An 18630-nucleotide genomic window follows, 5' to 3' on the forward strand; every position below is an offset into this window, starting at 1 on the left:
TTAAGGCGTTTGTCGGGGGCTGCGGCACGCGGTCGCCCGACTGTGGCAAAGCGGTCAGAACCGGTATTGGACCTGAAAGGCCGTCACCACCTGGCCGCTCGGCTGGGCGGTGAATTCCGGCCCGAGCCAGCTCACCCCCTGAAAGACCGAGACGCGGCGGCCCTCGTAAAGCAGCCCGGCGCGCGCGCGCAGCCGCCACGGGGTAAGGCTGTAGGCCGGCGCCGGCAGCAGCGCGGAAGAGGCAACCTTCGCCACATCCGCGCCGGCGGTCAGGGTGACGCCACGGGGCGCGGTGCCCTCGATCGTCTGGTAGGCAAAGCCGGTGGTGCCGTCGCGCGCCAGCACGCCCCGGTCGAACCCGGCGCCGAAGAACACATCGAAGCCGACGCGCCCCAGCGTTTCCACCCCGCCCTGAAGCTCGGCAAAGGGGCGCAGGGTGATCCCCTCGCCCAGCCGGAGCCGGTAGGCGGCTTCGCCGATGCCGGTGAGGTAGACCGCATTGGGGATCTGTGCCGCCTGCACGAAACCCGGCACCAGCGGATCGTTGGCCGGGGTGAGCGTGTGGATGACGTTCTGGAACCTGATCAGCGGCACTTGCGGCCCGGTCAGCGCAAAGCCCGCGCCCGCCGACAGCTCGACGCCGTGGGTCTCGAAATGGGTGTGGAGCGTCGTGGTCAGCACCGAGGCGGCACGCCGGTCCCACGCCGCCGGGGCGGTGAAATCGTCGGGCGAAATCACCTGCCCGCGCACCCGGATCTCCCACAATTCGCCGGGCGCGCCCGGCAGATCGGCAAGCCCCTCCGGGCCGAACATCCAGGAGATGCTCGCCCCGCCGGTCTGCCAGCGGTCGTCGCCATCGAACAGCACGTCATTGTCGTGAAAGGCGGTCATGCCGAGGAAGGAGACATCCTGCGCCCATGCAGGGCCGGCCGGCGCGCCGAGCGCCAGTGCCATCCCGATCATCAATGCCGCCGCCTTGTGCATGACACCTCCCCGGCGAGTGACGCCGGTCAGAGCCGTGTCATACCCGTTCGGCCGCGCAAAGCCCATAGCCAGCGCCGGAACCGCGCGCCGGTCCGCTCAGAAGCGCAGGCGAAGCTGCACCGAGCCGAGCACCTGCCCTTCGGGTTGGGCGGTGAATTCCGGGCTGAGCCAGGTGGCACCGTAGAACGCCCCCAGCGTCTCGCCCTGCCAATGGATGCCCGCGCGGGCCCGGCTGCGCGTCGGGGTGAGCGTATAGCCGCCCGACGCCGGCAGCCAGGCGGAGGAAAACACCTTCGCGGTATCGGCGCCGAGCAGGAAGGACAGGCCCTTGCCCGGCGCATCGTCGAAGGTCTGATAGAGGATGCCGGTGCTCTCGTCGCGCACCAGCACGCCGGAGGTGAAATTGGGGCCGAACAGCAGATCGGCGCCGGCACGGGCATAGGTCTCGTCGCCCGCGCGGCCCTGGATGAAAGGACGCAGCACCAGCCCGGAAGCATCGCCGCCAAAGCCGAGACCGATGGGGCGGCTCACCTCGACCCCCGCCGCCGGGTAGACGCGGTTCCCGAATTGCGCCGCGCGGACCGCGGCGGAGGGCGCCGTCATCCCCAGCGCGGTATGGGCGGCGGCATGGAACCCGTCGAGCCCGGTCATCGGCCCCACCGCCACCAGTTCGGCGCCCAGCGCAAAATCGTAGCCCGCATGGGTAAAGTGGCTATAGGCCCCGAGCGACATCGCCCCGCCATAGCGCCGATCACCCGGCGCGGGCGTGAGCAGGTTTGCCGGTGCGAAGATCTGGCTGGCGAAGCGGTATTCGATCAGCTCGCCAAATCCCCCGGGCAGCGAGACCGTGCCATCGGGCCCGCGCATCCAGCTTGCCACGTAAGAGCCGGTGCGCCAGCGATCCTGCCCATCGCCAAGCGTATCGTTGGTAAACAGCCGGCCGCTGCCGAGCGTCACCCGCTCCTGAGCACTGGCGGGCGCGGCAAGCATGGTGAGGGTGATAAGGAACGCAATCAGGGTGCGAGGCATGAAAAGTCCAAGTCATATGCCCCCCAGCCGGAGTCTTCTAACCCGGTTCGTCCGATTCGGACTAGTGCAGGCGTGCAACAAATCACCCGGCACAAAGGCTGCGACCAAGGCGGGGAAAAGGCGCTTGCATTACCTGATTATTTTTGTAAGATTTAATTCAGCCAGCCGCGCCGCCAGCCAGACCGGACAATACGGAAAGGATCAGGCGATGCAGCCCACAAGGATGCGCCGGGAGGCCGGCGCATGACCTCCCCTGGCCCCTGCCCGCATGGCGCAACACGGCAGCGCATTCTGGCCGAAAGCGGGTTCGACCGCGACGAGATCGCGTTGCTCGGGATCATGCGGCACTTCTTCCAAAGTTTCACCCTGCCGCAGACGCAGGGCTGGGCGCATGGCCTCGATCTCGCCCATGCCGCCTTTCCGCCCGAACATGCCCCGAACCTCTGGGTCTGCGCGCTCGCCGTGGTGCAGACGATGCGCGGCGCGCGGATGTCGGGCTTCGAATTTTCCAATCCCGATTGCCCGTCCTGCGCCCGCGGCGTCAGCGATCACGAGCGGCAATTGATGGAGGTCATCTCCTGCACCCGGCGCGGGCAACGCAGCCGCGCCCATACCGCCGCGCTCCTGCTCTGCGAAGGCAACGACCCGGCGGGGCTGATCGGAGCGGCGGGCCATCTGGCGCGGCAGCTTGCCTGTGCCCTGAACGCCCCGGCCCTGCACGGCGGCAAGGTTTCGTCTCCCTGACAACGCCGGTTCCGGCGCTTGTCTCTTCCTGCGCGCGCGCATCCCTCCCCTTGTGACACGGGCGGCGGGACAGTATCGGCGCGCAGGCTTTTTCCGCTGTCAGATCAACCGCATTTGGAATGGCCGCAGGCGCCGCAGGTCATGCAGCCCTCGACCATGCGCATCTCGTACTGGCCGCAGCGCGGGCAGGCCGGGCCGCGACGCTGGCCGAGATTGACCACCTCCGCCTTCGGATCGGATTTCAGCCCCATCCCCTCGCCTTCGAGGAAGCCGATGGCGATCATGTGCCGCTCGATCACCCCGCCGATGGCGGCGAGGATCGAGGGCACGTATTTGCCGCCCATCCAGGCCCCGCCGCGCGGATCGAACACCGCCTTGAGCTCTTCCACCACGAACGACACATCGCCGCCGCGCCGGAACACCGCCGAGATCATCCGGGTGAGCGCCACGGTCCAGGCGTAATGCTCCATGTTCTTCGAGTTGATAAACACCTCGAAGGGGCGGCGGTGGCCGTTCACCACAAGGTCGTTCACCGTGATATAGATCGCGTGCTCGCTTTCGGGCCATTTGAGCTTGTAGGTCGCCCCGTCAAGCTCGCTCGGGCGGTCAAGCGGCTCCGACATGTAGATGACTTCGGCCCCGGTCTCGGCCTCCGGCACCGTTTCGCTCTGTTCGCTCACGCTCAGCACCGAGCCGGTCACATCGTTGGGCCGGTAGGTGGTGCAGCCCTTGCAGCCGGTGGCATAGGCTTCAAGATAGACGCTCTTGAACGCCTCGAAGGAGATATCCTCCGGCACGTTGATCGTTTTCGAAATCGAACTGTCCACCCATTTCTGCGCGGCGGCCTGCATCTTCACATGATCGGAAGGCGCCAGCGTCTGGGCATTGACGAAATAGTCGGGCAGCGGCGCATCGCCGAACTTGTCGCGCCAGAGCTGCACGGCGTAGTCCACCACCTCTTCCTCGGTGCGCGAGCCATCCTTTTGCAGCACCTTGCGGGTGTAGCTGTAGGCGAAGACCGGCTCGATCCCGGACGACACATTGCCGGCATAGAGGCTGATCGTGCCGGTGGGGGCGATCGAGGTGAGCAGCGCATTGCGGATGCCATGGGCGCGGATCGCCTCGCGCACGTCCTCGTCCATATGCGCGAGCGTGCCGGAGGCAAGGTAGGCGTCGGCCTCGAACAGCGGGAACGGGCCCTTCTCCTTCGCCAGTTCCACGCTGGCAAGGTAGGCTTCGCGGGCGATCTGGTGCATCCATTCCTCGGTCTGCGCCGCCGCCGCGTCGGAGCCGTAGCGCAGGCCGACCATCAGGAGCGCGTCCGCCAGCCCGGTCACGCCAAGCCCGATCCGCCGCTTCGCCTGCGCCTCCTGGCGCTGCGCCTCCAGCGGGAAGCGGCTTTCGTCGACCACATTGTCCATCATCCGCACAGCGGTGCGCACGAGCCTGGCCAGCACCGCCTCGTCCAGCGCGGCGGCTTCGCCGAACGGGTCCGCCACCAGCCGGGCGAGGTTGACCGAGCCGAGCAGGCAGGCGCCATAGGGCGGCAGCGGCTGCTCGCCGCAAGGGTTGGTCGCCGAGATCGTCTCGCAATAGGCGAGGTTGTTCATCGCGTTGATCCGGTCGATGAAGATCACCCCCGGCTCGGCATAATCGTAGGTGGCGCGCATGATCCGGTTCCACAGATCGCGCGCCTCGACGGTGTGATACACCACCCCGTCAAAGACCAGATCCCAGCTCTCATCAGCCTCGACGGCGGCCATGAAGGCATCGGTGACAAGCACCGACATGTTGAACATCCTGAGCCGCGCCGCATCGGATTTGGCCGAGATAAACGCCTCGATATCGGGATGGTCGCAGCGCATCGTCGCCATCATAGCGCCCCGGCGCGAACCGGCGCTCATGATCGTGCGGCACATCGCATCCCACACATCCATGAAGCTGAGCGGCCCGGAGGCATCCGCCGCCACGCCCTTCACATCGGCGCCCTTGGGCCGGATGGTGGAAAAATCGTAGCCGATCCCGCCGCCCTGCTGCATGGTCAGCGCCGCTTCGCGCAATTGCTCGAAAATGCCCGACATCGAATCGGGGATCGTGCCCATCACGAAGCAGTTGAACAGCGTCACGCTGCGCCCGGTGCCCGCGCCCGCGGTGATCCGCCCGGCGGGGAGGTATTTGAAATCCTCCAGCGCCTCGTAAAACGCGTCCTCATGCTCCGGCTCGCGCTCGGCCAGCGCCCGCGCGATCCGCCGCCAGCTGTCCTCGACCGTCTTGTCGATCGGCGTGCCGTCCGCCTGTTTGAACCGGTATTTCATGTCCCAGATCGACTTGGCAATGGGGGCGGCGAAGCGGCTCATGTCGCGATATCCTGAACGTCTGTGGGTTATTCGCCCGGTTGCGGCGCGCGGGCGAGGGTCTAATATAACCACAAGACCTTGGGGGTGTCGACGTGTGAGCCACATCAATCTTGTCAAACTGTGTGTCGGCTGCGACAGCGTCGAAGACCTCGCCGACTGGCAGCAGCGCCGCGGCGCGGGCGATCCCGACTGGTTGCCGCGCCATGTCACCCGGATGTGGCCGAAACGCGAGGCCGAACTGGTCGCGGGCGGCTCGCTCTATTGGGTCATCAAGGGCGTGATCCTCGCCCGCCAGCGCATCCTGCGGCTTGACGAGGTGATCGGCGAAGACGGCATCCGCCGCTGCGGCATCGTGATGGAGCGCGCCCTGCACCGCACACAGGCGGCGCCGCGGCGCGCCTTTCAGGGCTGGCGCTACCTCAAGCCGGACGATGCCCCGCCCGATCTGCCCCAAACGCGCGAGGGCGACGATGCGCTGCCGCCCGAGCTTTCCTCGAAGCTGGCCGAGATCGGCATTCTCTAGGGCCGCACCGCCCCCTTCATCCTTGCAAAAATACTCACACTCCGCCGCAGGCAAGGGGCGCGGCGGCGTCAGTAGCCCGCAGCGCGGTCCACCAGATGCAGCAAGGGCTCGCCCGCCTCGCCGCGCCGGATGTTTTCGGCCACCACCAGCGCCGCCGTGGCGGGCCGGGTTTCCGACGCGATATGGGGCGTCACCGTCACGCGCGGATGCGCCCAGAACGGGTGCTCCGGCGGCAGCGGTTCGGTGCGGAAGGTATCGAGCGTGGCATGGCCGATCCGGCCCGTATCCAGCGCCGCAAGCAACGCCGCATCGTCGATCAGCGCGCCGCGTCCGGGGTTCAGCACCACGGCGCCATGCGGCATCAGGGCAAGCCGCGCGGCATCGAGCAGGTTTTCGGTGGCCGGCGTGTGCGGCAGGAGCAGAACGAGGATGTCGGAGCGGGCGAGCACCGCGCCAAGCCCCGCATCGCCGGCATGGCAGGCCACGCCCGCGATCTCTTTCGGGCGGCGGCTCCAGCCTGCCACATCGAACCCGAGCCCCGCCAGCGCCGTGGCGCAGGCCGCGCCCAGCTCACCCAGGCCCAGCACCCCCACCCGGCGCTCGCCGGCCAGCGGCGGCAGGTGCTTCACCCACTGGCCATCGCTGCGGCAGATATCGGCATCCATCCCGAGATGATGGCGCAGCACATGGCCCGCCACCCATTCGACCATGCCCTGCGTCAGCCCGGCATCGACCATGCGGGCATAGGGCATGGTCAGCGTCGGGTTGGCGACGATCGTCTCCACCCCGGCCCAGAGGCCGAGCGCGGCCCTGGCCCTTGTATAGCCCGACAGATCGACATGGTCCGATTGCGGCGCATAGACGATGTAATCCACCTCCTCCGGCGCATGGTCCATCGCCAGCGCGGCGGAAATCCCGGCGCGCGCCAGCGCCGCGCCAAGCGGCGCGCGGTAGGCGTCGAACAGATCGGCGCGGGTGACGAATTGCACCTTCACGCTCATTTCGAGCGCGCCCTGTGCACATGCGCCGATTGCACCAGCCCGAAGCCGATCAGCAGGATCAGCATCGCCGAGCCGCCATAGCTCACCAGCGGCAGTGGCACGCCCACCACCGGCGCCAGGCCCATCACCATCGACATGTTGACCGCGAAGAAGAAGAAGAACGTGGCCGCGATCCCGAGCGTGAGGAGCGAGCCGAAACGGTCGGAGTTGCGCAGGGCCGAGATCACGCAAAGGATGATGATCCCGATATAGAGCGCCAGCAGCGAGCCCGCGCCGACGAAGCCGAATTCCTCGGCCAGCGTGGTGAAGATGAAATCGGTGTGTTTTTCCGGCAGGAAATTCAGCCGGCTCTGGGTGCCTTCCATGAAGCCCCGCCCGGTCCAGCCGCCGGAACCGAGCGCGATCTTGGACTGGGTGATGTGATAGCCCGCCCCCAGCGGATCGCTCGACGGGTCGAGGAAGGTGTCGATCCGCTTGTACTGGTAGTCCTTGAGCAATTGCCACGGCGTGCCCCGGCTGACGAACACCGCCGTCACCGCCCCCGCGCCAAGCACCGCCACGGCGAGGAAATAGAAGATATGCACCCCCGCCAGCCACATCACCACCGCACCGCCCGCCATCAGCAGGATCGCGGTGCCGAGGTCAGGCTGGATCAGCGTAAGCCCGGTGGGCACGAGGATGATCAGCACCGGGATCAGCACCCAGAGCGGGCGCGAGACCTTGGAGAGATCGAGCCAGTCGTAATAGGCGGCGAGCACCATGATCAGGGTGATCTTGGTCAGCTCCGAAGGCTGCAGGCGCATGAAGCCGAGGTCGATCCAGCGCTGCGCGCCCATGCCGACCTCGCCGAAGAATTCGACGCCGACAAGCAGCGCCACCGAGACGCCGAAGGCGAGCAGCGAGACGTTGCGCCAGAACCAGATCGGCACCATGCCGATGACGAACATCATCGCCATGCCGAGGCCGAAGCGCTTCATCTGCGGCTCGGCCCAGCGGCCAAGATCGCCACCCGCCACCGAGTAGAGCATCAGAAAGCCCACGCCGGCGGCGGCGGCCAGCAGAAGCGCCAGCGCCCAGTTGAAATGCAGCACCTTGGACAGCCCGGCCGGCGTCCATTTGACGTTGTATTCAAGATAGCTCACGCGCGGCTCCTCCCTTCGGAGGGGGCCTGCGGCGCGCGCAGATCGAGCGCCTCCAGCCGAGAGCGGATGGTGCCGCGCTGGCTGGCCGGATAGGCCGAGAGCGGCGGCACATCGTCGTAGAGCGCCGCCAGCAGCACGTCGCGGCCGATCGGGGCCGCCGCCGTCGAGCCGCCGCCACCATGCTCGACCACGACGGAGACGGAAATCTCGGGCACATCGTGCGGCGCGTAGCCGACGAAAAGCGCATGGTCGCGCCGCTCCCAGGGCAGATCGTCGTTCGAGGTCACACCGCGCGCGCGCTCGGCGGCGGTGATGTTGCGCACCTGGCTGGTGCCGGTCTTGCCCGCCATGCGCAGCCCCTCGGCCACCACCCGGCTGGAGCCGGCAGTGCCGCGCGCGCCATTGACCACCTCGTACATCCCGAGGCGCACAGCTTCGAGATGCACCGGGTCGATGTCCAGCGGCACCTGCCCGTGCACCGGCTGCTCGACCCCGTCGATGGCGCGCACCAGGCGCGGGCTGATCTGCGTGCCGGAGGCGATCCGCGCCGTCATCACCGCCAGTTGCAGCGGCGAGGCAAGCACGTAGCCCTGGCCGATGGTGGCGTTCAGCGTGTCGCCGATCAGCCATTCCGCGTCGCGCACCTCGCGCTTCCAGGCGCGGGTGGGGATCAGCCCTTCGGCCACGCTGCCGAGCGGCACGTCGTGGCGGATGCCAAGGCCGAGATTGCGCGCCATCGCGGCGATCTTCTCGATCCCGACGAGCTGGCTGAGCTCGTAATAATACACGTCGCAGCTTTCGCGCAGCGACCGGACGAGGTCCACCTTGCCGTGCCCGCCCCGGCTCCAGCAATGGAACCGGCGCCCCGACACCTCGACGAAGCCCCGGCAGGTGAAGGTGTCTTCCACCTGGATCAGCCCGTCTTCCAGCGCGGCGAGCGCGGTGACCATCTTGAAGGTGGAGCCCGGCGGGTAGATCCCCTGGCTCGCCTTGTTGGGCAGCGGGCGATACGGATCTTCGAGCAGCGCCGAATAATCCCTGGAGCTGATGCCGCGCACGAATTTGTTGGGGTCGAAGCTCGGCGCCGAGGCCATGGCGAGGATATCGCCGTTGCGGCTGTCCATGATGACCACCGCCGCGCTTTCGCCGGCCAGCCGCGCCTCGCAGAAGTTCTGCAGCGAATGGTTGAGGGTGAGTTGCACCGATGCGCCCTGCTCGCCCTCTTCGCGGGTCAGTTCGCGCATCACCCGGCCAACCGCGTTCACCTCGACCCGGCTGGTGCCCGCGCTGCCGCGCAGGGCGCTCTCGTAATCCGCCTCGACCCCGGTCTTGCCGATCTGGAAGCGCGGGATCTGCAAAAGCGGATCGGGGTCTTCGAGCCGGTCGAGATCGTAATCCGAGACCGGGCCGACATAGCCGACGATATGGGCGAAATCTGCGCCGAGCGGGTAGACCCGGCTCAGGCCCATTTCGGGCGAGACGCCGGGCAAGGCCGGAGCATTGACCGCGACCTCGGCGACATCGTCCCAGCTCACCCGGTCGGCGATGGTGACCGGCACGAAGGGCGAGCGGCGGGTCATCTCGGCCAGCGCCTTCTCGGTCTCGGCCGGATCGAGCCAGACGAGTTTGCCGAGCCGGTCGAGCACCGCCTCCGGGTCGCCCGCATCCTCGCGCACCATGACGATGCGGTAATTCTGTTCGTTGCCGGCCAGCAGCACGCCCTTGCGGTCGAAGATCAGCCCGCGCGCGGGTGGCAGCAGGCGGATATTGATCCGGTTCTGGTCGGCCAGCATCCGGTATTCGTCGGCCTGTTCGAGCTGCATGTAGCGCATCCGCCCGACCAGCACCCCGGCAAAGGCAAGCTGCGCCGTTCCCAGCAGCAGCCCGCGCCGGGTGATGAGCCGCGCGCTCTTTTCGCTGTCGGCGGGCGAACGTCTCATACCAGCCGGGCCTCCGCCGCATGTTCGCCGGGGGCAAGGCGGCGCACCCGGAAGGCGAAGACCGAGATGCCGACCACCAGCGGGTAGGCGACGATGTTGGAGATCAGCTCCAGCAGCGCGAGGCCCAGGCGCACATGTTCGGCGAAAAACACCGCCTGCACCGCCTGGCCGGCCAGCGTCATCGCCAGCAGCACCACCGCGACGGTGGCCCATTCCACCGGGAAGGGCTGCTCGCGCATCAGCCCGGCACGGGCGCGCAGGGCTTCCAGCCCGATCACCGCCAGCGCCGCGCCAAGGCCGGGCGGTCGCAGGAGCAGAAGATCGGTCATGAAAATCAGCAGGGCGAACAGCAGCACCGGCACGAAATCGGGGCGCCGCAGCACCCAGGCGAAGCCGGTGAGCAGGATCAGATCGGGCGGCGGCATCGTGCCCGTCATCGGGCCGAAGGGCAGCATCCGCACGAAGATCACCAGCCCGGCCAGGACGGTGAAGAGAAGCGCAAAGCCCAGACGGTGCAGCGTGGCCGGGTCGATCATTGGCCCACCTCTGCCGCTGCGCCGTCATCGTCTGACGCATCCGCCTCGGCGGCAGCCGCTTCCGGCGGCACGCCCTCGGCCACCGGCGCGAGCACCGGGTTCATCACCAGAAGCCCGCCTGCGCCCTCGACCTGTTCGCCGGGATGGCTGCGCAGAACGCGCAGGAATTGCAGCCGCTGGTAATCGGCGGCCAGGCGCACCCGCAGCCGCCGGTCGGAGCCGCGCGCCACCTCGCCCACCAGCAGGCCCGCCGGGAAGACGCCGCCATCGCCGGACGAGACGACACGGTCGCCGGGGCGGACCTCGTCGACATTCTCGATGAATTCCAGCGGCGGCGTGCCGGTATTGTCGCCGTGGAGCAGCGCGGTCTGGCCGGAGGGCTGGATCGTCACCGGGATGCGGCTGGAACTGTCGGTGAGCAGGATCACCCGCGCCGTCTGATCCCCGACACCGGAGATACGGCCCACCAGCCCGATCCCGTCCATCGCCGCCCAGCCATCGACCAGCCCGTCGCGTGCGCCGACATTGAGCAGCACCGACTGGCGGAACGGCGAGCCGGAATCGGTGAGCACCACGCCGGTGACGTAAGAGAGCCGCGCATCGAGGCGGACATTGTTGAGGTCGAGCAGCTTGGCGTTCTCTTGCTCAAGCTGCAGCGCGGCCTCTTTCCACGCCTTCATCTGCTGAAGCTCGCGGCGCAGCTCCTGGTTCTGTTCGGCAAGACGGGCATAGGACTGAAATCCTTCGACAAGCCCCGCCGCCTTGGTCACCGGCACCAGCGCCCATTCCATGTTCGGCACCACCGCATCCACGATCTGGGCGCGGAACCGCTCGACACGGGGGCTGTCGATCCGCCAGAGCAGGAAGGTGGCGAAGAGCACGAGCACGAGCAGCCCGACCAGGAGGCGCCTGACCGGGGTTACGAAATCTTCGGTCGATCGCTTGTGCGTCGCCAATCAGGCCTCCCGCTGCCGGGGGGCATCCCCGGCACTAGCTGTCGTAGTCGATAACGTGGCGCAGTTGTTTCTCGTATTCCAGCGCCCGGCCGGTGCCCAGAGCCACACAATTGAGTGACTCGTCGGCCACCGAGATGGAAAGCCCGGTCTGCTCGCGCAGCGCCAGATCGAGCTCGCCGAGCAGCGCGCCGCCGCCGGTGAGCATCACCCCCCGGTCGACGATATCGGCGGCGAGGTCGGGCGGCGTGGTTTCGAGCGCCACCATCACCGCTTCGCAGATCTGCTGCACAGGTTCGGCCAGCGCCTCGGCCACCTGGGCCTGGTTGATCTCCAGCTCCTTCGGCACGCCGTTCAGAAGGTCGCGCCCGCGGATCAGCATGCTCACGCCGCGCCCGTCATCGGGCATCCGGGCGGTGCCGATAGACGTCTTGATCCGCTCGGCGGTGGTTTCGCCGATAAGCAGGTTATGCTGGCGGCGCAGATAGTTGACGATGCTTTCGTCCATCCGGTCGCCGCCGACGCGCACCGAGCGGGCATAGACGATATCGCCCAGGCTGAGCACCGCCACCTCGGTGGTGCCGCCGCCGATATCGACGACCATGCTGCCGGTCGGATCGGTGATCGGCATGCCCGCGCCGATGGCCGCCGCGATCGGCTCGGCGATCAGCCCCGCGCGCCGGGCGCCGGCGGACAGCACCGACTGACGGATCGCCCGCTTTTCCACCGGGGTCGCGCCATGGGGCACACAGACGATGATCTTGGGTTTGGAGAAGGTGGTGCGCTTGTGCACCTTGCGGATGAAATGCTTGATCATCTCTTCCGCGGTATCGAAATCGGCAATGACGCCATCGCGCATCGGCCGGATCGCCTCGATGCTGCCCGGGGTGCGGCCCAGCATCAGCTTGGCGTCTTCGCCGACCGCGAGCACCTTCTTCACGCCGTCCTTCACATGGTAGGCCACCACCGAGGGCTCGTTCAGGATCACGCCCTTGCCCTTGACGTAGACCAGCGTGTTGGCCGTGCCGAGGTCAATCGCCATGTCGGACGAGAACAGGCCGGACAGGATGGACATGTGCTTGGCTTTCTTGTCGTTACCCATTGCGGGGACTCACGCCCCGGTCCGGTGGGTTATAGGGGTGCGCACGGCGCGAGGAAAGGCCCCGCGCCGCGGCTGCTGGCAGAAATTCGCCGCCGCTCGGAGCGCGATCAGATCGCTTCCGGCTTGGTCTTTTCGCGGCGCACGATCAGGTTGTTGAGCGCGTTGACATAAGCCTTGGCGCTGGCGACCACGGTGTCGGTGTCGGAGGACTGGCCGGTGACGATCTTGCCGTCTTCCTCCATCCGCACCGTCACCGTCGCCTGGGCGTCGGTGCCGCCGGTCACCGCATGGACCTGATAGAGGTTGAGCCGGGCGGTGTGCGGGAACAGCACCTTGACCGCGTTGAAGGTGGCGTCCACCGGGCCGTCGCCGGTGGCGGTCACCTGCTGGTCCACACCGTCGATGGTCAGCGTCAGGTCGGCCGATTGCGGCGCCTCGGTGCCGCAGATCACCCGCAGGAATTTCACCTTCAGCCGGTCATGGGCCTCGCTGGCCGCCCCCATCAGCGCGATCAGGTCTTCGTCGAACACCTCTTTCTTGCGGTCGGCCAGCTCCTTGAAGCGCACGAAAATGTCGGCGAGCTGGTTGTCGGCCAGATCGTAACCCAGCGCGGTCATCTTCGCCTTCAGCGCGGCGCGGCCGGAATGCTTGCCCAGAGGCAGCGACGAGGCGGCGAGGCCGACATCTTCGGGGCGCATGATCTCGAAGTTTTGCGGGTTCTTCAGCATCCCGTCCTGGTGGATGCCGCTTTCATGCGCGAAGGCGTTCTTGCCGACGATGGCCTTGTTGAACTGCACCGGAAAGCCCGAAACCTGCGCCACCCGGCGCGAGATGTTCATGATCTTCGAGGTGTCGACGCCGGTCTGGTAGGGCATGATATCGTTGCGCACTTTCAGCGCCATCACCACCTCTTCCAGCGCGGTATTGCCCGCCCGTTCACCCAGCCCGTTGATCGTGCTTTCGACCTGGCGCGCGCCGGCCTCGACGGCGGCCAGCGCGTTGGCCGTCGCCATGCCGAGATCGTTGTGGCAATGGGTGGCGAAGACCACCTCATCCGCCCCCGGCACACGCTCGATCAGCATCCGGATCAGATCGGCCGATTCACGCGGTGCGGTGTAGCCCACCGTATCGGGGATGTTGATCGTGGTGGCGCCGGCCTTGATGGCGATCTCGACCACGCGGCAGAGATAATCGTGCTCGGTGCGCGTGGCGTCCATCGGCGACCATTGCACGTTGTCGCAGAGATTGCGGGCATGGGTCACCGTATCGTGGATCAGGTCGGCCATCTGGTCCATCGACAGGTTGGGGATCTGCCGGTGCAGCGGCGAGGTGCCGATGAAGGTGTGGATGCGCGGCTTGCCGGCGCGCTTCACCGCCTCCCAGCAACGGTCGATATCCTTCACATTGGCCCGGGCGAGACCGCAGATCACCGCCTCTTTCGAGCGCATGGCGATCTCGCTCACCGCCGCGAAATCGCCCTCGGAGGCGATCGGAAACCCGGCCTCGATGATATCGACGCCCATGTCGTCGAGCAGCTCGGCGATTTCGAGCTTTTCCTCGTGGGTCATCGTGGCGCCGGGCGATTGCTCGCCGTCGCGCAGGGTCGTGTCAAAAATCAGGACGCGGTCCTGTTCGGTGGGCATGGTCATGGATCTGTCTTTCTCTTGGTCTTAGCCGTTGGCCGCCTGGCCGGATCAGTTACGAGGCGCGCAGGTGATATCCTCTGAGCGCTCGCGCCAAGGGGCACGCTCAGAGGCGGCTAAGAAGAAGCAGCGCGGCAAGCGCGGACGGGCGCGAGAGAGCGCCGGTCGCAAAAATGTTATGTGCCGCAGTGTTCATGGCGCGCAATATAGTCGGCGGAGCCGCGATGAAAAGGCCTTTTTTGCTTTTATCGCTTATGTTTGGTCTGAGATTCTGACCTTTCCGGACTGGCGCGCACGCACCGCAACATCCGCCAGCCGCGCCGGGGCAAATACTGGACGCGCGTAAAAAAGTGGTGCACAAGTGATCGACTGTTCCCGGCCCGTCCGGCAACAGACCATGCAGAAAGGCCGGTCCAATGGCGGAACGGAGACAACGTAAGAGTGCGGCCGACCGTAAGGCCGAAATCGTGGCCACAGCGATCCGTCTCGCCGCTGATTATGGTCCCGACCGGGTAACCACCCAGCATCTCGCCGATGCCGTCGGCGTCACCCAGCCTGCCATCTTCCGGCATTTCGCCACGAAGAACGATATCTGGCTCGCGGTGGGCGATCACATCGTCAACGAAATGGGCGTGATCCACAGCCATCCGGTCGATCTCGGCGGGATGGACGCGCATGATATGCTGCACCGGCTCGTCGGCCACCATTTCGTGCATATCAGCCAGAATCCGGCGATCCCCGCGATCCTGTTTTCACGCGAGTTACAGACCGAAATCACCGGACTGCGCGAGAAGTTCGCCACCCTGCTGCGCGAGCGGCGCGAGGCCATAGAGGGGCTGATCCGCATGGCGCAGGCAAATGGCCAGCACGACGTGAAGATCGTCGCCGAAGACGTGGCGCATCTGGTCATGTCGGCGATCCACGGGCTGTCGATGCGCTGGCTCCTCGAAGACCGGAGTTTCGATCTGGCCGAGGAAGGCAATCGCGTGATCGGCGCCCTGCTCGACGGGCTGCGCGGCTGATTTCTCGCCCCGCCGGCCCGCGTTCAGGCGCGGCAATTCGGCACAATGCCGCAGGCCGGTTTGTGGCTTAAAAGGTGGTTTTTGCCACGTCAGCATGCAATACATAATGCAATATATACGCGCGAACGGGCAAGAATCGGACCTACGTTAATCGTGGGCCTAACATGGTTTGGGCCGGTGGTTGCCGGTCCTGCCTTATAATAGGGAGAGAACATGGCACATGTTGTCGTTTTGGGCGCGGGTCTCGGTGGGACGATCCAAGCCTATGAACTCAAGGAAACGCTCACTCGCAGCGACAAGATCACGGTTATTTCCAACAAACCGTATTTCCAGTTTACTCCGTCGAACCCCTGGGCCGGCGTTGGCTGGCGCAAGCAGGACGAACTGACGATCGACCTCGAGCCGGTGATGAAACGGCGCGGGATCGACTTCATCTGCGACGGCGCCACCAAGCTGGTGCCCGAGGAGAACAAGATCCTCCTCGAATCCGGCCGTGAGGTTGAGTACGATTATCTCGTCATCGCCACCGGCCCCGACCTCGCCTTCGACGAGATCGAAGGGTTCGGCCCCGATGCCCATACCAACTCGGTCTGCCATGTCGAGCATGCGGTGAAATCGGGCGGCCCCGGCGGCACCTGGGAGGCGTTCTGCGCCAATCCCGGCCCGATCGTGATCGGCGCGGTTCAGGGGGCGTCGTGCTTCGGCCCGGCCTATGAATATCTGATGACGGTCGATACCGACCTGCGCCGGCGCAAGATCAAGCACAAGGTGCCGATGACCTTCATCACCTCCGAGCCCTATATCGGCCATCTCGGCCTCGGCGGCGTGGGCGATACCAAGAGCATGCTCGAAAGCGAGATGCGCGACCGCGATATCAAATGGATCACCAACGCCAAGGTCGAGAAGTTCACCGAGGACGCGGTGCATATCACCGAGTTCGACGAGGACGGGAACGAGAAGAAGAAGCACGAAGTGCCCGCGCAGTACAAGATGATGCTGCCGGCCTTCCGGGGCATCCCGGCGGTTATGGGCATCGAGGGGTTGGTGAACCCGCGCGGCTTCATCATCGTCGACGAGTATCAGCGCAACCCGAAATACCGCAACATCTTCGGTATCGGCGTCGCCATCGCCATCGCCCCGCCCGTCGCCACCCCGGTGCCGACCGGCGTGCCGAAGACCGGCTTCATGATCGAATCGATGGTCACCGCCACGGCCCATAACCTGCCCCGCGTGATGCGCGGCGAGGAGCCGAACGAGCTGCCCTCGTGGAACGCGCTCTGCCTCGCCGATTTCGGCGATCGCGGCGCCGCCTTCCTGGCAATGCCGCAGAACCCGCCGCGCAACGTCAACTGGGCGGGCGAAGGCAAGTGGGTGCACTGGGCCAAACTCGCCTTCGAATGGTATTTCATGCGCAAGATCAAGAAGGGCGTGAGCGAGCCCTTCTATGAGCGGATGATCATGAAGATGATGAAGATCAACAAGATCCAGTAATCATCTCAAAGGTTTGCGAAGGGGCCGTCCTGCGGGGCGGCCCTTTTCCTTTGGCTCAGCCCGACAGCGCCGCCGCAAGGCGCGCCATGTCGGCCGGGGTGAAGACCTGCACGCCCGCGCGCCGGAGCGCCGCCGCCATCACGCCTTCGCCCGCCACCCGGCGGCCTGCGAACCGCCCGTCATGCACTTCGCGCGATCCGCAGGAGGGCGACCCGTCGATCAGAAGCGCGAAGCGGCAGCCTTCGGCCCGCGCCAGCGCCACCGCCGCCTCGGCCCCGGCACGGAAGGCGGCGGTCAGGTCATCGCCCCGGTCGTCGAGAATGCGGGCGGCGCCGTCGAGCACCTGTTCGCCGGTTGCGCCCGGCGCGATCTCGGCGGGCCTGCGGGGCACCGCGAGGCCGCCCGCAAGCTCGGGGCAGAGCGCGACGAGGCGGCCCTGCCCCTGCCAGCGGGTCATCAGGCAATGAGACAGCGTCTTCGCCGCCCCGTCCCAGCGCACCGGCTGGCCCGCGAGGCAGGCGGAGACGAGGATCTTATCCACTTATTCCGCGGCGGGAGCCGCTTCGGGTGCGGGCGCGGCATCGGTTGCCGGGGTTTCGAGCATCTGCAACAGCACCCCCTGCTCCCACTGGCCCGAGGCGGTGGTGCCATCGGCATAGGTCACGCTGCCCTCGCCTTCGCGCTGCCCGGCAACGAAGCTGCCGGTATAGACCGAGCCATCGCTGTAGCGTTCGGTGCCGGCGCCCTGCTTGGCGCCGTTCACCCATTCGCCGTCGTAGAAGGTGCCATCGGTGCGGGTCAGCTTGCCCTGCCCGTGAAACCGGTCGGCAGAGAAGCCGCCCTCATAGGTATCGCCCCCGGCGAAGGTGATCGCGCCCTCGCCATTGAGCATCCCGCCACGCCAGGTGCCCACATATTTGTAGCCATCGGCCCGGCTGAGCGTGCCTTGCCCGTCATAGAGGCCGCTGGCGAAGTTGCCCTCATAAGCGGTTCCATCGGCACGGTTGACGATGCCCATCCCCTCAAAGACGCCATCGCGCCAGCCGCCCGCATAGGTCGACCCGTCGGGATAGGTGATCGTGCCCTGCCCGTCCGGCAGGCCGGCGCGGAACTGGCCGACATAGACAGACCCGTCAGGATAGGTCTCGGTGCCCTCGCCCTCGATCCGCCCGTCGATCCAGCCGCCCTCGTAGCGGTAACCATCGCGGCCGGTAAAGGTGCCCTGGCCCGAGCGCTTGTTGGAGGCAAAGCCGCCCTCGTAGACATCGCCGTTGGCATAGGTCACCTTGCCGGTGCCCGAGCGCACGCCCATCACGAAGGGGCCCTCATAGACATCGCCGCTCGCTTCGGTGAGCGCTCCGCTGCCGTCCATCTGCCCGTCGGTCCAGCCGCCGGTGTAGCGCATCCCGTCGGCGGTGGTGTAGGTGCCCTGACCGTTCGGCTGGCCATCGGCAAACGCACCTTCATAGACCGACCCGTCGGCCTCGGTGAGCTTGCCCTGGCCCTGCTTCACGCCCGTCACCCAGGCGCCTTCATACACGGTGCCCGAGGGGCTTTCGAGCCGACCCTGCCCGTGGTGCTGTCCGGCGCGGAAGCCGCCCTCATATTTGAACCCGTTGGCGTAGATGGCAAAGCCCGACCCGTTGATCTGGCCGTCGACCCAGTCGCCCTCGTAGGAGGTGCCATCGGCATAGGTGACCTTGCCAAAGCCGTGCGGCCGCCCCTTGGCGAAGCCGCCTTCATAGACCGAGCCGTTGGGAAAGCGCGCAACGCCCTCGCCGCGGATCTCGCCATCGACGAAGGTGCCGGTATATTCGTAGCCGTTTGGCGTGCGCAGCGTGCCCTGCCCGTCGCGGACACCGTCCTTGAGCGATCCTTCGTAGATCGACCCGTCATCGTATTGCACGACTTCCGACGTAACTTCCTGCGCCAGAACCGGCGCACCGGCCACGGCCAGCGATACGGCCAGAACCGCCGCCCCCGGCACCCATCCCCTCTTCAGCTGCGACATGGTGATCCTTTTCCCGGCTTTTGCCCAAACCGTTTGCCCGTATGCCGGAAACCTAATGAACAGGCCGCGGGGAAACAACGGTTTTCGCCCCGGCCACGGGCCTGCCCGGCTTTTCCTCGCGCACAAACCTGTTAAACCGAAGCTGATGTGAT

Annotated in this window: 16 protein-coding genes; 4 read left to right on the forward strand and 12 right to left on the reverse strand. The window is 66.6% G+C overall.

Translation table 11 applies throughout. From position 1 onward, the window contains the following. Nucleotides 1-54: 54 nt before the first annotated feature. Together QMG28_RS11370 and QMG28_RS11375 are read right to left on the reverse strand one after the other, a co-directional pair. On the reverse strand, nt 55-984 hold the full coding sequence (locus tag QMG28_RS11370; protein WP_281842422.1) for a lipid A-modifier LpxR family protein: 930 nt from the start codon (nt 982-984) through the stop codon (nt 55-57). A gap of 96 nt (nt 985-1080) precedes the next feature. Beyond that, on the reverse strand, nt 1081-2013 hold the full coding sequence (locus tag QMG28_RS11375; RefSeq protein WP_281842423.1) for a lipid A-modifier LpxR family protein: 933 nt from the start codon (nt 2011-2013) through the stop codon (nt 1081-1083). Nucleotides 2014-2256: 243 nt separating this feature from the next. Here QMG28_RS11375 and QMG28_RS11380 point away from each other — a divergent pair, with 243 nt between their 5' ends. Then, nucleotides 2257-2757 (forward strand): hypothetical protein, encoded by a 501-nt coding sequence (locus QMG28_RS11380; RefSeq protein WP_281842424.1) that lies wholly within the window; start codon nt 2257-2259, stop codon nt 2755-2757. A gap of 104 nt (nt 2758-2861) precedes the next feature. On the opposite strand, the gene QMG28_RS11385 is transcribed toward QMG28_RS11380, so the two are convergent. Further along, the gene (locus QMG28_RS11385; protein ID WP_281842425.1) at nt 2862-5114 is read right to left on the reverse strand and encodes an adenosylcobalamin-dependent ribonucleoside-diphosphate reductase; all 2253 of its coding nucleotides are present in this window, start codon (nt 5112-5114) and stop codon (nt 2862-2864) included. A 94-nt stretch (nt 5115-5208) separates the two neighbouring features. Between QMG28_RS11385 and QMG28_RS11390 the strand changes: the two genes are divergently transcribed. After that, the gene (locus tag QMG28_RS11390; protein WP_281842426.1) at nt 5209-5637 is read left to right on the forward strand and encodes a DUF1489 family protein; all 429 of its coding nucleotides are present in this window, start codon (nt 5209-5211) and stop codon (nt 5635-5637) included. 68 nt (nt 5638-5705) lie between these two features. Here the strand turns inward: QMG28_RS11390 and QMG28_RS11395 are convergent, their stop codons facing one another. The 7 genes from QMG28_RS11395 to QMG28_RS11425 form a co-directional block, all read right to left on the reverse strand. Further along, nucleotides 5706-6638, reverse strand: a complete 933-nt coding sequence (locus tag QMG28_RS11395) for a 2-hydroxyacid dehydrogenase (RefSeq protein WP_281842427.1) — start codon at nt 6636-6638, stop codon at nt 5706-5708. Further along, nucleotides 6635-7780: a rod shape-determining protein RodA gene (rodA, locus tag QMG28_RS11400; protein WP_281842428.1), complete on the reverse strand. Its 1146-nt coding sequence runs from the start codon at nt 7778-7780 to the stop codon at nt 6635-6637. The genes QMG28_RS11395 and rodA overlap by 4 nt, the downstream gene beginning before the upstream one ends. Next, nucleotides 7777-9720 (reverse strand): penicillin-binding protein 2, encoded by a 1944-nt coding sequence (mrdA, locus tag QMG28_RS11405; protein ID WP_281842429.1) that lies wholly within the window; start codon nt 9718-9720, stop codon nt 7777-7779. The genes rodA and mrdA overlap by 4 nt, the downstream gene beginning before the upstream one ends. Next, nucleotides 9717-10256: a rod shape-determining protein MreD gene (locus QMG28_RS11410; protein ID WP_281842430.1), complete on the reverse strand. Its 540-nt coding sequence runs from the start codon at nt 10254-10256 to the stop codon at nt 9717-9719. The genes mrdA and QMG28_RS11410 overlap by 4 nt, the downstream gene beginning before the upstream one ends. Then, nucleotides 10253-11212 carry a rod shape-determining protein MreC gene (mreC, locus tag QMG28_RS11415; RefSeq protein WP_281842431.1) on the reverse strand — a complete coding sequence of 320 codons (960 nt, stop codon included), beginning with the start codon at nt 11210-11212 and terminating at the stop codon, nt 10253-10255. The genes QMG28_RS11410 and mreC overlap by 4 nt, the downstream gene beginning before the upstream one ends. 34 nt (nt 11213-11246) lie before the next feature. Further along, a complete protein-coding gene (locus tag QMG28_RS11420) occupies nt 11247-12284 on the reverse strand; it encodes a rod shape-determining protein (protein ID WP_281842573.1) in 1038 nt (345 codons plus the stop codon). 134 nt (nt 12285-12418) lie between these two features. Continuing rightward, entirely contained in the window at nt 12419-13960 is a 1542-nt protein-coding gene (locus QMG28_RS11425) for a 2-isopropylmalate synthase (protein ID WP_281842432.1), read from the reverse strand. A 461-nt stretch (nt 13961-14421) separates the two neighbouring features. Here QMG28_RS11425 and QMG28_RS11430 point away from each other — a divergent pair, with 461 nt between their 5' ends. Beyond that, on the forward strand, nt 14422-14976 hold the full coding sequence (locus QMG28_RS11430; RefSeq protein WP_281842433.1) for a TetR/AcrR family transcriptional regulator: 555 nt from the start codon (nt 14422-14424) through the stop codon (nt 14974-14976). A 213-nt stretch (nt 14977-15189) separates the two neighbouring features. Then, nucleotides 15190-16467 carry an NAD(P)/FAD-dependent oxidoreductase gene (locus QMG28_RS11435; protein ID WP_281842434.1) on the forward strand — a complete coding sequence of 426 codons (1278 nt, stop codon included), beginning with the start codon at nt 15190-15192 and terminating at the stop codon, nt 16465-16467. Nucleotides 16468-16522: 55 nt separating this feature from the next. Here the strand turns inward: QMG28_RS11435 and QMG28_RS11440 are convergent, their stop codons facing one another. Together QMG28_RS11440 and QMG28_RS11445 are read right to left on the reverse strand one after the other, a co-directional pair. Then, nucleotides 16523-17008, reverse strand: a complete 486-nt coding sequence (locus QMG28_RS11440; protein WP_281842435.1) for a 2-thiouracil desulfurase family protein — start codon at nt 17006-17008, stop codon at nt 16523-16525. After that, nucleotides 17009-18478 carry an MORN repeat-containing protein gene (locus QMG28_RS11445; protein WP_281842436.1) on the reverse strand — a complete coding sequence of 490 codons (1470 nt, stop codon included), beginning with the start codon at nt 18476-18478 and terminating at the stop codon, nt 17009-17011. It lies immediately after the preceding gene. Nucleotides 18479-18630 lie beyond the last annotated feature (152 nt).

The organism is Sinisalibacter aestuarii, from assembly GCF_027923545.1.
Classification (GTDB): Bacteria; Pseudomonadota; Alphaproteobacteria; order Rhodobacterales; family Rhodobacteraceae; genus Sinisalibacter; species Sinisalibacter aestuarii.